Source organism: Brevundimonas sp. (assembly GCF_035999125.1).
Classification (GTDB): domain Bacteria; phylum Pseudomonadota; class Alphaproteobacteria; order Caulobacterales; family Caulobacteraceae; genus Brevundimonas.
This window is the reverse complement of the sequence record NZ_DASYGX010000007.1, coordinates 281,657-294,973: the sequence shown is the minus strand read 5'-3', so window position 1 is coordinate 294,973 and position 13,317 is coordinate 281,657. Positions and strand designations below refer to the sequence as shown.

The 13,317-nt window shown below is 69.6% G+C and carries 16 protein-coding genes and 1 tRNA gene; 4 read left to right on the top strand and 13 right to left on the bottom strand.

What is annotated here, in order from left to right:
* Window positions 1-117: 117 nt before the first annotated feature.
* From thiL to gatB, 9 genes are all read right to left on the bottom strand, one after another.
* Window positions 118-1,107: a thiamine-phosphate kinase gene (gene thiL, locus VGN45_RS07025; protein WP_327460761.1), complete on the bottom strand. Its 990-nt coding sequence runs from the start codon at window positions 1,105-1,107 to the stop codon at window positions 118-120.
* Window positions 1,094-1,618 carry a transcription antitermination factor NusB gene (gene nusB, locus VGN45_RS07020; RefSeq protein ID WP_327460759.1) on the bottom strand — a complete coding sequence of 175 codons (525 nt, stop codon included), beginning with the start codon at window positions 1,616-1,618 and terminating at the stop codon, window positions 1,094-1,096. The genes thiL and nusB overlap by 14 nt, the downstream gene beginning before the upstream one ends.
* Complete coding sequence (gene ribH / locus VGN45_RS07015; protein ID WP_414643415.1) at window positions 1,615-2,058, bottom strand: 6,7-dimethyl-8-ribityllumazine synthase; 444 nt, start codon at window positions 2,056-2,058, stop codon at window positions 1,615-1,617. Before ribH ends, nusB begins: the two co-directional genes overlap by 4 nt.
* A 14-nt stretch (window positions 2,059-2,072) precedes the next feature.
* On the bottom strand, window positions 2,073-3,206 hold the full coding sequence (gene ribB / locus VGN45_RS07010; RefSeq protein WP_327460757.1) for a 3,4-dihydroxy-2-butanone-4-phosphate synthase: 1,134 nt from the start codon (window positions 3,204-3,206) through the stop codon (window positions 2,073-2,075).
* On the bottom strand, window positions 3,206-3,796 hold the full coding sequence (locus tag VGN45_RS07005; RefSeq protein ID WP_327460754.1) for a riboflavin synthase: 591 nt from the start codon (window positions 3,794-3,796) through the stop codon (window positions 3,206-3,208). Before VGN45_RS07005 ends, ribB begins: the two co-directional genes overlap by 1 nt.
* Before the next feature lie 112 nt (window positions 3,797-3,908).
* A complete protein-coding gene (gene ribD / locus VGN45_RS07000) occupies window positions 3,909-4,664 on the bottom strand; it encodes a bifunctional diaminohydroxyphosphoribosylaminopyrimidine deaminase/5-amino-6-(5-phosphoribosylamino)uracil reductase RibD (RefSeq protein ID WP_327460752.1) in 756 nt (251 codons plus the stop codon).
* Window positions 4,664-5,122, bottom strand: coding sequence for a transcriptional regulator NrdR (gene nrdR / locus VGN45_RS06995; RefSeq protein ID WP_125257260.1), 459 nt, complete (start codon window positions 5,120-5,122; stop codon window positions 4,664-4,666). Before nrdR ends, ribD begins: the two co-directional genes overlap by 1 nt.
* Window positions 5,123-5,129: 7 nt before the next feature.
* On the bottom strand, window positions 5,130-6,413 hold the full coding sequence (gene glyA, locus VGN45_RS06990; protein ID WP_327460748.1) for a serine hydroxymethyltransferase: 1,284 nt from the start codon (window positions 6,411-6,413) through the stop codon (window positions 5,130-5,132).
* 164 nt (window positions 6,414-6,577) lie between these two features.
* Complete coding sequence (gatB, locus tag VGN45_RS06985; protein ID WP_327460746.1) at window positions 6,578-8,047, bottom strand: Asp-tRNA(Asn)/Glu-tRNA(Gln) amidotransferase subunit GatB; 1,470 nt, start codon at window positions 8,045-8,047, stop codon at window positions 6,578-6,580.
* 98 nt (window positions 8,048-8,145) lie between these two features.
* Between gatB and VGN45_RS06980 the strand changes: the two genes are divergently transcribed.
* Entirely contained in the window at window positions 8,146-8,460 is a 315-nt protein-coding gene (locus VGN45_RS06980) for a hypothetical protein (RefSeq protein WP_327460743.1), read from the top strand.
* Window positions 8,461-8,489: 29 nt separating this feature from the next.
* Here the strand turns inward: VGN45_RS06980 and VGN45_RS06975 are convergent, their stop codons facing one another.
* The 3 genes from VGN45_RS06975 to VGN45_RS06965 form a co-directional block, all read right to left on the bottom strand.
* Window positions 8,490-10,124 (bottom strand): alpha-D-glucose phosphate-specific phosphoglucomutase, encoded by a 1,635-nt coding sequence (locus VGN45_RS06975; RefSeq protein ID WP_327460741.1) that lies wholly within the window; start codon window positions 10,122-10,124, stop codon window positions 8,490-8,492.
* A gap of 107 nt (window positions 10,125-10,231) precedes the next feature.
* Window positions 10,232-10,354: a hypothetical protein gene (locus VGN45_RS06970; protein ID WP_327460739.1), complete on the bottom strand. Its 123-nt coding sequence runs from the start codon at window positions 10,352-10,354 to the stop codon at window positions 10,232-10,234.
* A 79-nt stretch (window positions 10,355-10,433) separates the two neighbouring features.
* Window positions 10,434-11,228, bottom strand: coding sequence for an RNA methyltransferase (locus VGN45_RS06965; protein ID WP_327460737.1), 795 nt, complete (start codon window positions 11,226-11,228; stop codon window positions 10,434-10,436).
* A 72-nt stretch (window positions 11,229-11,300) separates the two neighbouring features.
* Between VGN45_RS06965 and VGN45_RS06960 the strand changes: the two genes are divergently transcribed.
* Window positions 11,301-11,375 (top strand) — tRNA-Asn (locus VGN45_RS06960).
* Window positions 11,376-11,509: 134 nt separating this feature from the next.
* Here VGN45_RS06960 and VGN45_RS06955 read toward each other — a convergent pair.
* Window positions 11,510-12,235: an Ig-like domain-containing protein gene (locus tag VGN45_RS06955; RefSeq protein ID WP_327460735.1), complete on the bottom strand. Its 726-nt coding sequence runs from the start codon at window positions 12,233-12,235 to the stop codon at window positions 11,510-11,512.
* A 69-nt stretch (window positions 12,236-12,304) separates the two neighbouring features.
* Here VGN45_RS06955 and VGN45_RS06950 point away from each other — a divergent pair, with 69 nt between their 5' ends.
* Together VGN45_RS06950 and VGN45_RS06945 are read left to right on the top strand one after the other, a co-directional pair.
* Window positions 12,305-12,907, top strand: a complete 603-nt coding sequence (locus tag VGN45_RS06950; protein WP_327460733.1) for a TIGR00730 family Rossman fold protein — start codon at window positions 12,305-12,307, stop codon at window positions 12,905-12,907.
* Between the two features lie 114 nt (window positions 12,908-13,021).
* Complete coding sequence (locus VGN45_RS06945) at window positions 13,022-13,312, top strand: CC_3452 family protein (RefSeq protein WP_327460731.1); 291 nt, start codon at window positions 13,022-13,024, stop codon at window positions 13,310-13,312.
* The last annotated feature ends 5 nt before the right edge of the window (window positions 13,313-13,317 follow it).

The window sequence follows — 13,317 nt, the reverse complement described above, 5'->3', positions numbered from 1 at the left end:
GCACCCTGCCCGAACGAAGTTAGAAATCCGTTGCCCCACTCCTCAGGAGCGCGGACCTCCAGGTCCGCGACTCGGACTCTCGACGGCTTCGCGGACCTTGGAGGGCCGCGCTCCAAGTCAGCCGTGGGTGAAGCCCGGCTTGGCGATCGCCACCGGCCTGCCGCCCCAGCGCGCCGTCACGCCGTCACCCGTCACGAACCGCCCCAGCTTCGTCAGCCGCAGGTGCAGCCGTTCGGCCTCACGCCTCAGGGCCGCTTCCGCCGCAGGCGGCGCCGCGAAGGCGATCTCGTAGTCGTCGCCGCCCGTCGCCAGGTCGATCAGGGCGCCTTCCGGATCGACGCGGCCCTGAAACCAGGCGTCGGCGGCGGCCGACAGCGGCAGGGGCTCGAGATCCAGATCGACGGCCAACCCACAGGCCAAGGCGACACGGCCGACGTCGGCGATCAGGCCGTCGGACACGTCCACCGACGCCGTGGCGTGCGCGCGGATCGCTTCGATGAATTCGACCCTCGGCGAAGGGAGCCTGTACCGCTCGGCAAGCGCCGCGACGCGCTCGGACTCCAGCGACAGACGGTTCTGTACGGCCTGCAGTCCCAACTTTCCGTCTCCGATCGTGCCCGTGACGAAAAGCAGATCCCCGGACCGGGCTCCCGCTCGACCGACTGCCCGACCTTTCGGCGCCCATCCCAGCAGGGTGGCGGAAAAGGTCAGCGGACCGGGCGTCGAGACGGTGTCCCCGCCCATCAGGGCGACGCCGAACGTCTTCTGATCCGCCCTCAGGCCGTCGGCGAAGGCCATGCGCTCGGGCCAGCCGCAACGCGGCGACCAGGCGCAGGTCAGCAGGTATCCGAAGGGTTCCGCCCCCTTCGCCGCCAGGTCCGACAGATTCACCCGAAGCAGCTTCTGCGCGACCGTGCCCAAGGGGTCATCCGGCAGGAAGTGCACGCCCTCGACGATGGCGTCCTGGGTCAGAACCAGGTCGAAGCCCGACCGCGACGGCAGCACCGCCACGTCGTCGGTCAGGCCGCGCGCGTACTCGGGATGGGCCAGCGGCTTCAGCAGCCGCTCGATGGTCTCGAATTCCCCGGCGACGTCAATCGCGGGCATCGCGGGCCACGCCGTCCAGGGCGGCGTTGACGAACTTGGCCTCCGCCTCGTCGAAGAAGGCCTTGGCCAGTTCGACGTATTCGTCGATGACGATCTCGCGCGGCACGTCGCGCTTCTCGCGCAGCTCCCACGCGCCGGCGCGCAGCAGGGCTCGGACGGTGGCGTCCAGCCGCTCCAGCTTCCAGCCGCTGGCCAGCCGCGCGGTCACGGCCTTGTCGATCGCCGCCTGGCCCGACACCACGCCGCGCAGCAGGCCGGCGAACCATTCCTCGTCCGCCTCGGCCAGGGTCAGGCCCTCGATGTCGCGGTCGAAGCGGTGGCGGGCGAACTCGTCGATGACGGTCTCGACCCCCTCGCCGGCCAGTTCCATCTGGTACAGCGCCTGCACGGCGGCCAGCCGGGCGACGGTGCGCGCGCGGCGCTGGCGGCCGGTCAGGCCCTGCTCGACCTTGGCCTTCTCCGCCTCTTCCAGCTGGGCCATGACGGCCGACAGGCTGTTCGCTTCGCTCATCCGTTCAGTCCCACGCGCAGCCGCTTCCTCAGGTCGATCAGGTCCAGACAGGCGCGGGCCGCGAAGCCGCCCTTGTCGCCCTCGCTGCGCCGGGCGCGGGCCCAGGCCTGATCCTCGTCCTCGGTCGTCAGCACGCCGTTGCCGATCGCCAGACCCTTGAGGCCCAGCTGCATGATCCCCGCCGCCGACTGATCGGCCACGATCTCGAAGTGGTAGGTCTCGCCCCGGATCACGGTTCCCAGCGCGACGTAGCCGTCGTAGCGCGGCGCCGTCGGATAGCGACCGGCCTCTTCGGCCAGGGCGATGGCGGGCGGGATCTCCAGGGCGCCCGGCACGGTGATCACGTCATGGGCCACGCCCCGCGCGCGCAGGGCATCCGTCGCCCCGTCCAGCAGGGCGTCGGCCAGATCGTCATAGAAGCGCGCCTCGACGACGAGGATGCGCGGGGGTTCGCTTACGATTGTTCTGCTCCGTCCATGTCGCGCCAGCCGACGATGCGCAGGCCATAGCCGTCCAGCGCGGCGGGATTGGGCCGGGTGGAGCTCATCACCACCATGTCGCGGACACCGAGGTCCAGCAGGATCTGGGCCCCGACGCCATAGTTCCGCAGCGACCGGTCCGCGGCCGCCGGCTTGGCTTCCGCCGTCAGGCGCTCGGCCAGGCCGTTCAGGTCGGGATCGCGCAGGAACACGATCACGCCGGCCCCGGCCTGCTCCGAAATCTCACGCATTGCCGCGGGCACGTAGTTCTGGCGCGCCTCGACGTGGCCCAGCAGGTCGGCCGCGAAGTCCACCTGGTGCATGCGGACCAGGGTCGGCCTGGCCGGGTCGATCTTGCCCTTCACCAAGGCCACGTGTTCGACGCCCTCGATCGTGTTCCGGTACAGCATCAGTCGAAACGGCCCGCCGTGGACGCTGTCGAACGACGTGTCCATGACCCGTTCGACGTAGCGCTCGGTGCGGCGGCGATGGGCGATCAGGTCGGCGATCGTGCCGATCTTCAGCCCGTGCAGCTGGGCGAAGGCGATCAGGTCCGGCATCCGCGCCATGGTGCCGTCGTCGTTCATGATCTCGCAGATGACGCCGGCGGGCGTCAGGCCGGCCATGCGGCTGATGTCCACCGCCGCTTCGGTGTGGCCGGTGCGGACCAGAACGCCGCCGTCGCGGGCGACCAGCGGGAAGACGTGGCCGGGCGTGACGATGTCGTCGGGGCCCTTGGTCGGATCGGCCGCCACCTGAACGGTGCGCGCACGATCCGCCGCGCTGATGCCCGTCGTGACCCCCTCCTTGGCCTCGATCGAGACGGTGAAGGCGGTCGCCATGCTCTCCCGGTTCTCGGCGGCCATCGGCGGCAGGCGCAGCTGGCGCGCCCGCTCCGCCGTGATGGCCAAACAGATCAGGCCGCGCGCATGCCGCGCCATGAAGTTGATCTGGTCCGGAGTGGCGAACTGGGCGGGGATTATGACGTCGCCCTCGTTCTCCCGGTCCTCGGCGTCCACCAGGATGTAGGGCCGCCCGTTGCGGGCGTCCTCCAGAATGTCCTCGATGGGGCTGATCGGGCTGTCGGTGTTGTTGGCCACGAGGTGCATCACGCGGTCTCCTGCCACCTGGCGAGGTATCGCGCCAGCATGTCGATCTCCAGGTTCACCCGATAGCCTGGGTTCAGCCCACCCAGCGTGGTGTGATCCCAGGTGTGCGGGATCAGGTTGACGCCGAAGCGCCGCCCCTCGACCTCGTTGACCGTCAGCGACACCCCGTCGATCGTGATCGAGCCCTTGGGCGCGATCATGCGGTGCAGCGGCTCGGGCGCCTCGATGGTCACGCGGTGCGATCCGCCTTCGGGCTTCACGGACACGACCGTGCCCACACCGTCGACGTGGCCCGAGACCACATGCCCGCCAACCTCGTCGCCCAGCCGCGCTGCGCGCTCCAGATTGACGCGGTCGCCCCCGGCCCAGGCGCCCAGGGTGGTCTTGGACAGGGTCTCGTTGGACACCTCGACGGCGAACCACCCCTGCCCTTTCTCGACGACGGTAAGGCAGCAGCCCGCGTGGCTGATGGAGGCGCCCAGGTCGATGCCCGACACGTCCCAGGCCGTCTCGACCTCATAGCGGCGGTCGCGATCGGTGGCCTGGACGCGGCGCACCCGACCGACGTCTGTGACGATGCCGGTGAACATCAGATGTGCACTCTGAAAAAAGTGAGTGCACATAGTGCACATTTCGTCGTCGCCGGGGCTGGAGACCGCGCAACAATGACGGACGGCGACGTCGGAATCGGTCGTATCCCTCTCATCGCACGGCCTCGTAGCGTTCCCACAGGTCTTCGCCCACGGACTGGACGTCGAGGCGTCGGAACTTGGGGGCGTCGGCCAGCTTTGCAAGCGCCAGCCCCGCGACGCAGGGCCGCCCGTCGGCGCCCAGCAGGATCGGCGCGCGGAACCACCACAGGGCGTCGACCGCGCCCGCGGCGACGAAGGCGGCGGCCACGCGGCCTCCTCCCTCGACAATCAGGGTCCGCACGCCGCGTTCGGCCAACGCCTCCAGCACGGCGGGGATGGCTGGGCGGCCGTCACGGTCGGCGGCGACGCGGACTGCCTCCGCGTCGCCTATGGAATGCGGCTCGGCCGTGGTGAGGATCAGGGTGTTCCCGGAAGCGACCTTCGCCGTCGCCGGCGTGCGCAGCCGGGAATCGAGGACGACGCGGAGCGGCTGTCTCCTCCCCGTCTGCGAAGCGGATGGGGAGGGGGACCGCGAAGCGGTGGAGGGGCTTTCGACCGCACGCGCGGAAACAGCCCCTCCGTCTCGGGCGCCGTGCGCCCGATCCACCTCCCCCTCCGCTTCGCGAACGGGGAGAAGACGGTGGGTCAGCTCCGGGTCGTCGGTCAGAACGGTCTCCACCCCCACCAGAATGGCGTCGCTTTCCGCGCGCAGGCGATGCCCCATCTCCCGCGCCTCAGGCCCCGTGATCCACTTCGACTCGCCTGTGGCCGTGGCGATGCGGCCGTCCAGCGACGTCGCCAGCTTCAAGGTCACGTGAGGGCGCATCAGCCCTCGTCCAGCCCCTCGTCGCCGAGGAAGCGGGCGAAGTCGCCCGTGTGGCGGAAGTCCTTGTAGACCGAGGCGTAACGGACGTAGGCGACCTCATCGACGCCCTTCAGCGCCTTCATGATGAAGTCGCCGACGACCGACGAGGCGATCTCGGTCTCGCCCAGGCTTTCCAGCTGACGGGTGATGCGGCTGACCAGCTGTTCGATCTGCTCCGGCTGCACCGGCCGCTTGCGCAGAGCGATGCGCAGGGACCGTTCCAGCTTGTCGCGGTCGAACGGCGTGCGTCGCCCGTTGCGCTTCAGGATCATCAGCTCGCGCAGCTGCACGCGCTCGAAGGTGGTGAACCGCCCCTCGCACGACGGGCACGACCGACGGCGACGGATCGCCGCGCCGTCGTCGGACGGCCGGCTGTCCTTCACCTGGGTGTCGGCGTTGCCGCAGAAGGGACACTTCATCAGAGACTTATCCGTAGATCGGGAAACGGCGCGTCAGCTCGCGCACCTCGCCCGACACGCGCTGGACCACGGCGGCGTCGGCCTCGTCGCCGCCCTTCATCGAGTCCACGACGTCGGCGATCCAGTGGCCGACCTGCTTGAACTCCGCCTCGCCGAAGCCGCGCGTGGTGCCCGCCGGCGTGCCCAGACGGACGCCCGAGGTGACGGTGAAGGGCGCGGTGTCGAACGGCACGCCGTTCTTGTTGCAGGTCATCAGCGCGTGCTCGAGCTGCAGCTCCGTCGCCTTGCCCGTCACGCCCTTGGGCCGCAGGTCGACCAGGACGATGTGGCTGTCCGTCCCGCCCGACACGACCGCCAGTCCGCGCTCGATGAGGACGGCCGCCAGGGCGCGGGCGTTGGCCACGACCTGCTGTGCGTATTGCTTGAACTCCGGCTTCAGCGCCTCCCCGAAGGCCACGGCCTTGGCGGCGATGACGTGCTCCAGCGGGCCGCCCTGCAGTCCGGGGAAGACCGCCGAGTTGATCTTCTTGCCCAGTTCCACGTCGTTGGACAGGATCATGCCGCCGCGCGGGCCGCGCAGGGTCTTGTGCGTCGTCGTGGTGCAGACGTGCGCGTGCGGAATGGGGCTGTCGTACGCGCCCCCGGCGATCAGGCCCGCGTAATGGGCCATGTCCACCATCAGGTACGCGCCCACCTCGTCGGCGATCTCGCGGAAGCGTTTGAAGTCGATCTGGCGCGAATAGGCGGATGCGCCGGCGATGATCAGCTTCGGCTTTTCCGTCCGCGCCATCTCGGCGACGTGGTCGTAGTCGATCAGGTGATCGTCCTCGCGCACCTTGTAGGTCACGGGCCGGAACCACTTGCCCGACTGGTTGGCGGGCGAGCCGTGCGTCAGGTGCCCGCCGCAGGCCAGGTCCATGCCCAGGAAGGTGTCGCCGGGCTGGAGCAGGCTCATGAACACCGCCTGGTTCGCCTGGGCGCCGGAGTGCGGCTGGACGTTGGCGAAGGCGCAGCCGAACAGCTGCTTGGCCCGATTGCGGGCCAGGTCCTCGGTGACGTCCACGAACTCGCAGCCGCCGTAGTAGCGACGGCCCGGATAGCCCTCGGCGTATTTATTGGTCAGGACCGAGCCCTGAGCCTCCAGCACCGCCTGGGAGACGATGTTCTCGGACGCGATCAGTTCGATCTGTTCCTGCTGGCGCGCGGTCTCGCCCTGGATGGCCTGAAAGACCTCCGGATCGGCCGAAGCCAGATCGGTGCGGAAGAAGGCGTCGCGGGAAAAGGCGTTCACGGGCGGATGTCCTGGGAGCGGAAGACGGCCCGACTTTCTAGGCCCGCCCGCCGTTCACCACAACATCTTGTGCCCGACGCGGAACGAAGGAGCGCGGACCTCCAGGTCCGCGACTTCGCGCCCTCGACGGTCTCGCGGACCTGGAGGTCCGCGCTCCTTTTGGATCAGAGCCCGAGCTTCGCCTTCAGGATGTCGTTGACCGCGGCGGGATTCGCCTTGCCGCCGGTGGCCTTCATCACCTGACCGACGAACCAGCCGAGGGCCTGGGGTTTCTCGGCGACCGCGGCGGCCTTGTCGGGGTTGGCGGCGATGATCTCGTCCACCGCCTTCTCGATCGCGCCCGTGTCGGTGACCTGCTTCAGGCCCCGCGCCTCCACCACTTGGGCCGGAGAGCCCTCGCCGTTCCAGACGTGGTCGAAGACCTCCTTGGCGATCTTCGACGAGATGACGTTCGTCTCGATCAGCTCGACCAGCTCGGCCACGTGCGCGGCCGGCAGGGCGTTCTGCTCGAAGTCGCGGCCGTCAACGGCCAAGCGGGCCGACAGTTCGTTCGTCACCCAGTTGGCGACCAGCTTGGGGTCCCGGCCCTTGGCGGCCTGCTCGAAATAGTCGGCCTTGGCCTGTTCGGAGATCAGCACCCCCGCGTCGTACTGAGACAGGCCGTATTCGCTCATGAAGCGGCGGCGCTTGTCGTCGGGCAGCTCAGGCAGCGACGCCCTGATGCCGTCGATCCACGCCTGCTCGATCTCCAGCGGCAGCAGGTCGGGGTCGGGGAAGTAGCGATAGTCGTGCGCCTCCTCCTTGGACCGCATCGACCGCGTCTCGCCCTTGGTCGGGTCGAACAGGCGCGTCTCCTGCACGATCGACCCGCCGTCCTCCAGGATCTCGATCTGGCGGCGGGCTTCGTAGTTGATGGCCTGGGCGATGAAGCGAAACGAGTTGACGTTCTTGATCTCGCAGCGCGTGCCGAACGGCTCGCCGGGCCGCCGCACCGACACGTTCACGTCGGCGCGCAGATTGCCCTTCTCCATGTCCCCGTCGCAGGTGCCCAGATAGATCAGGATGGTCCGGATCTTCTTGACGTAGGCGACGGCCTCCTCGGGGCTCCTCAGATCGGGCTTGGACACGATCTCCATCAGCGCCGTGCCCGCGCGATTGAGGTCGACATAGCTCTCGGTCGGCGACAGGTCGTGGATCAGCTTGCCCGCGTCCTGCTCCAGATGCAGCCGCTCGATGCCGACATTGAAGAAGCTGCCGTCCTCGGCCTCGACCTCGACCACCCCCTCGCCGACGATCGGGAAATACAGCTGGCTGATCTGATAGCCGGTCGGCAAGTCGGGGTAGAAATAGTTCTTCCGGTCGAACTGGCTGAAGGTGTTGATCTTCGCCCGCAGGCCCAGCCCCGTCCGCACCGCCTGCTCGACGCAGAAGCGGTTCAGCGTCGGCAGCATGCCGGGAAAGCCGGCGTCGACCAGCGACACCTGCTCGTTCGGCCCGGCGCCGAAGCCGACGGCGGCGCCCGAGAACAGCTTGGACCTCGACGCCACCTGGGCGTGGATCTCCAGCCCCATGACGATTTCCCACGGGCCCGTACGGCCCTGGATCAGTTTGGATTTGGCGGCGACGTCGGTCATGGGCGCTGAGATAGCGTCGGATGCGGCCCAGGGGAACAATCGTCTTGAGCCCGTCGCACATCCGCGCTCAATCTGGCGGCCTCATCGGAGAGACCGCCATGACCAAATTCGTCGCCGCCTTCGTCGCCCTCGCCCTCGTCGCGGGCGCAGCGCACTCAGCCGTGCCGCAAGACCCGTCGTCGGCCAGACAGGACGCCAAGCCGAACATCGGCTGGACCATCGGCGATCTGCTGGCCAACGAGAAATCTCGCGCCGTGCTGGAGAAGCATATCCCCGGCATCAGCGACCACCCCGCACGCCCGCAGTTCGAAGGCTTGACCTTCGACCAGGTCATGCCCTTGGCCAACGGAGAACTGACCCAAGAGATGATCGACGCCATAGACGCCGATCTTAAGGCCTTGCCGGCGGACTGAAGGGCGCGCGGACGTCCGCACTCCTGCGTTCAGCCGGTGACGACCGAGGGAGCCGCTCGCCCGAGCAGGCTCCCGACGTCGGCGAAATCTCGCGACGCCGCCGACAGGGCGTTCAGTTCGGCCGTGGGATCCGCGTCCGCGCGTTCCGGCGACAAATAGGTCTCCAGATAGACCCGTAGCGTCGCGCCGGATGACCCCGTGCCTGAGAGGCGATAGGTGATCCGCGCGTCCGGCGTCAGCATCACCCGCACGCCCTGGGCCCGCGCGCCCGAACCGTCGATCGGGTCGACGTAGGCGAAGTCGTCGGCGCTCACGACGCCGAACGGCCCGACGGCAAGGCCCGCCGCCTCGTCCAGACGGCCGCGCAGCGTCTGCATGAAGGCCTCGGCGCGCTCGCTCTCCAGTCCTTCGTAGTCCTCGCGGCGATAGGCGTCGCGTCCGAACCGGGCCCAGTGCCGCCGCACCAAATCCCGAACGCCGATTCCTTCGGCCGCCAGCAGATTCAGCCAGAACAGCACGGCCCACAGACCGTCCTTCTCGCGCACGTGGTCCGAACCGGTGCCGAAGCTCTCTTCGCCGCACAGGGTGATGCGGCCCGCGTCCATCAGGCTGACGAACCACTTCCAGCCCGTCGGCGTCTCGAAACAGTCGACGCTCAGCGTCTTGGCCACCCGGTCCGCCGCGCGTGCCGTCGGCATCGACCTCGCCACGCCCGCCACGCCGGCGGCATAGGCCGGAACGCGATCCGCGAGCGCCGTCAGGATGGCCAGGCTGTCGCCCGGCGAGACCACGAAGCCGCCCGGGCCGACGATCATGTTGCGGTCGCCGTCGCCGTCGGACGCCGCGCCGAAGTCCAGCGCATCCGGGCCGGACATGGCCGCCATCAGTTCCGGCGCATGGCCGGGATGCGGGTCCGGGTGGCCGCCCCCGAAGTCGGGCAGCGGCGTCGCGTTGATCACCGTCCCGGCGGGCGCGCCCAGACGCCGCTCGAACAGCTCGGTCGCATAGGGCCCCGTCACGGCGTGCATGGCGTCGAACCGCATGCGGAAGTCGGACTTCAGAAGCGCGCGGATCGCGCCGAAGTCGAACAGGCTCTCCATCAGGTCGGCGTAGTCCGCCACCGGATCGATGACCTCGACGGCGCCGTCGCCGATGAGAACCTCACCCAGCCGGTCGAGATCGAGAGTCCCCTTGGTCTCAATGCGCCATTCCGTGAGCGCCTTGGACCGGGCGAAGATCGCCTCGGTCAGGCTCTCCGGCGCCGGGCCGCCCGTGGCGGTGTTGTACTTGACCCCGAAGTCGCCGTCGGGACCTCCGGGATTATGGCTGGCCGACAGGATGACCGCCCCCTGGGCGCCGATCAGCCTCACCAGATGCGACGCGGCGGGCGTCGACAGCAGGGCGCCCCGCCCCACCTTGACCCGCGCATAGCCCGCCGCGGCGGCCATGCGGATCACGGTCTCCGCCGCCTCGCGTCCGAAGAAGCGACCGTCGCCGCCGACGATCAGGGTCGCGCCGGGCTTGGGCGGATCGCACTCCAGGATCGCCTGCACGAAGGCCGGCAGATAGCCGGGCTCCATGAACCGTCGGGTGGATTTGCGCAGGCCGGACGTCCCCGGCTTCTGGTCGTCGAAGGGGGTGACGGCGTGGACGGCGATGGGCAAGCGCGGCTCCCGGGGCGGTCGTGGACGCGGGCCGAACGCGCGCGGGCGCGTCGGGCTCCTTCCGGGCTTGGCAGATGGCGGCGCGGGTCACAACCCGCGCCCGGGCCTCAGGCGATCGGCGCCGTGATCCAGCCGATGGCCCCCGCCGCCCCGACCGCGGCGGCGATGATCGCCCCGCCGATGATCAGGCGCGCATGACGCCCCAAGGCCCCGATGATGACGCTGAACATTGAAATCCACTCCCCCGGACGGCCGCATCTCCGCCACATTCCGGGCCTGTGGACAAGGTGTATGAAGCGTTAACGCGGTTCACGGCTGCGTGATTTCGTGCAGGGCGATCGCCGCCGCCGTGGCGACGTTCAGCGAATCGAAGCCGTCCCGCATGTCGATCCGCACGCTCCGCAGTCGAGCGATGACGTCCGGCGGCAGTCCGGGCCCCTCCGTCCCGACGACCAGAGCGCGCCGCAGCGACGGCTTGAGGCCCCTCAGCGGTTCCGCCCCGGCGGGGCTAAGCGCCAGACATTCGACGTCCCGCGCGGCCAAACGACCCAAGATTTCGTCCAGCGCGACTCTGCGCACGATCGGCAGGCTCAACGTCGCGCCGACGGCGACCCTCAGCGCCTTGCGGTAGAAGGGGTCGCAGCAACGGTCGTCCAGCACGACGGCACTCACGCCGAAGGCCGCGGCATTGCGCATCAGGGCGCCCATGTTGTCGTGGTTGCCGACCCCGGCGACCACCAGCAGGGTTCGCGAGCCCGGTCCCGTGACGTCGTCCAGCTCGACTTCAGCCGGCACGCGCCCCAGCGCCAGAATGCCCCGGTGCAGGGGGAACCCGGCGATCTGGTCGAGCACGCCCTGGGCCGCGACATGCACCGGCGCGCGATCGCCCAAAGCCGCCCAGACGTCGGACAGGCTCTCGACCCGCCGCTGATCCACCAGCACCGACTCAGGCGCGCACCGGCCTCTGGGCGCCACGAGCGCCCTCAGCACGACGGCGCCCTCCGCCACGAACAGCCCCCGCCTGCCGATCAGGTCGCGCTCCCGCACGTCGCGAAAGGCGGCGACGCGAGGGTCGGACGGGTCTTCGATCAAGATGGGCGACATCGCGGCCGATTTATCGTTGCGCGACGCGCGCGGCCACTGCTATGGAGCCGCCCTCTCGAGAGGGGCCTCCGTTCCGCGGTAGCTCAGTGGTAGAGCAGCCGACTGTTAATCGGCTGGTCGTAGGTTCGAATCCTACCCGCGGAGCCACTCTCGATTTCCTGAACGCCGGACGAAAAAAGACCCGACCTTGTGCAAGGCCGGGCCTGAAGGGTCTGGTGATGGTGGGCGACCTCGCGAAAGGCGTCCGAGACCCTCGTTCCGTTGAATTGGTTGCCGAGGCGTTAACGCGTCGGGACCCAGGTCGCGATCCGGGCTCCGTCGGGCGCGGTCCAACCGATCAGAGTGCCGCTTCCCGCCGGCCTCGCCATGCCGGGCACGGCGCCCGACAGCGCCGGCCGATGCTCCACGCCGTCCACCCACACGCCCTGCGTCGCCGACGCGGCGTCGCCGCGCAGAGCCCACACGCCTCGCGCATCGGCGGCGACGGCCATCTCCACTCCCGCGCCGATCCGCACCCGCGCGTCCTCCGCGCCCCTCGCCCGACGGCCCGACACCAGCGCCATGCGCCCGTCCGAATCGATCGCGGCCAGTCCTGTGCCCGGATCCAGCCGACGTGACGGCGCGCCGGGCGATAAAGCCAGAGCCCGGCCGTCGGCCAGGACCACGATCTGATCCGGCCCCGGCAGAGCCTCCTGGCCTTCCTGATCCTGGGGGCGCAACAGCACGTCGCCCGCTCTGGGATCCAGCCGCAGGGTGAAGGCCCCTCCGGAATCCGCCGTCGCCGCATGCGCCGTGCCGCCGGCGTCGCGCATGACGACCCGAGCGCCGGGTTCGGCCACGCCGGTCAGTTCCAGCGCGCCCGGCGTCCTGACCGCGGTCTCCACGCGCGGCGCAGCGCGCCAAGCCTGAGCGGTGGGCTCCTCCGCGGGCTCCCGGTCGGATCGAGGGGCGCACGCCGCCGCGGCGACGAGCAGGACCGACGACAGGAGGGCTCTGGAAAGCGACATTTCGCAGCGGCTCTATGGGTACACGTGTCCTCACGCTATGTCGGGCGCGGATTTCCTTGTCGAGGCTTCATGCAATCTCCCCCAGCCCTCCAGCCGTTCGACGGCTTCTCCGTCTGCGTCTTCTGCGGCTCGTCCGACCGCGCCGACCCGGCGTTGACGGCAGGCGCCGCCGAACTCGGCCGGATGATCGCCGCGCGAGGCTGGCGGCTGGTCTACGGCGGCGGCGGCGTGGGGCTGATGGGCGCGACGGCGCGCGCGGCGCACGAGGCGGGCGGCCGTGTGGTCGGCATCATGCCGGCCTTCCTGCGCAGCCGCGAGCGTCTGTTCGACGAGGTGGAGACCGTCGTCGTCACCTCCATGCATGAGCGCAAGACCCTGATGTACGACGCGTCGGACGCCTTCATCGTCGCGCCGGGCGGCGTCGGCACGCTGGAGGAAGCGGTCGAGGTGCTGTCTTGGAAGCGGCTGGACCTGCATCCCAAGCCGGTCGTCTTCCACAGTCCCGACGGCTTCTGGGACGCCTTCGACGCCCTGATGCGCCAGAACGTGGCCAGCGGGATGACGCCCGAATCCTTCCTCCAGGCCTATGAGATCCACGCGGACCTCGATGCGGTGGTGGGAGCCGTGGCCGTCGGCTCAGGTGCGGCGCCCTTGCAACATGATCGGCGATAAGTGATCAATGTTCATAAGAGAGTGCGTTTCTAAACGATACGCACCTTGACGTCGCCGCCCAAGAGGCGTTCCTCGAAGCTGGCCTCAAGCCTGAACCTCACACGGAGCCTCCCCATGCGTGCCTTCGTCATCGCCGCCGTCCTGGCCCTCGCCGCCCCCGCCGTGGCCCAGTCTCCCGCCAACTCCCTGACCCTGGCGGACGCCGCCTCGGCCCCCGCCGGCCGCGTCATCGTCGACGGCGCCTCGTGGTCCTGCGAGGGCGCGACCTGCACCGCCAGCGGCGGCGCCAACCAGCCCGCCGCGCGAGCCTGCAAGCGCGTCGTGGCCCGCGTGGGCAAGGTCACCGCCTTCACCTGGAAGGGTCAGGCCCTGACCGCCGAACAGCTGGCGACCTGCAACGCCTGATCCGC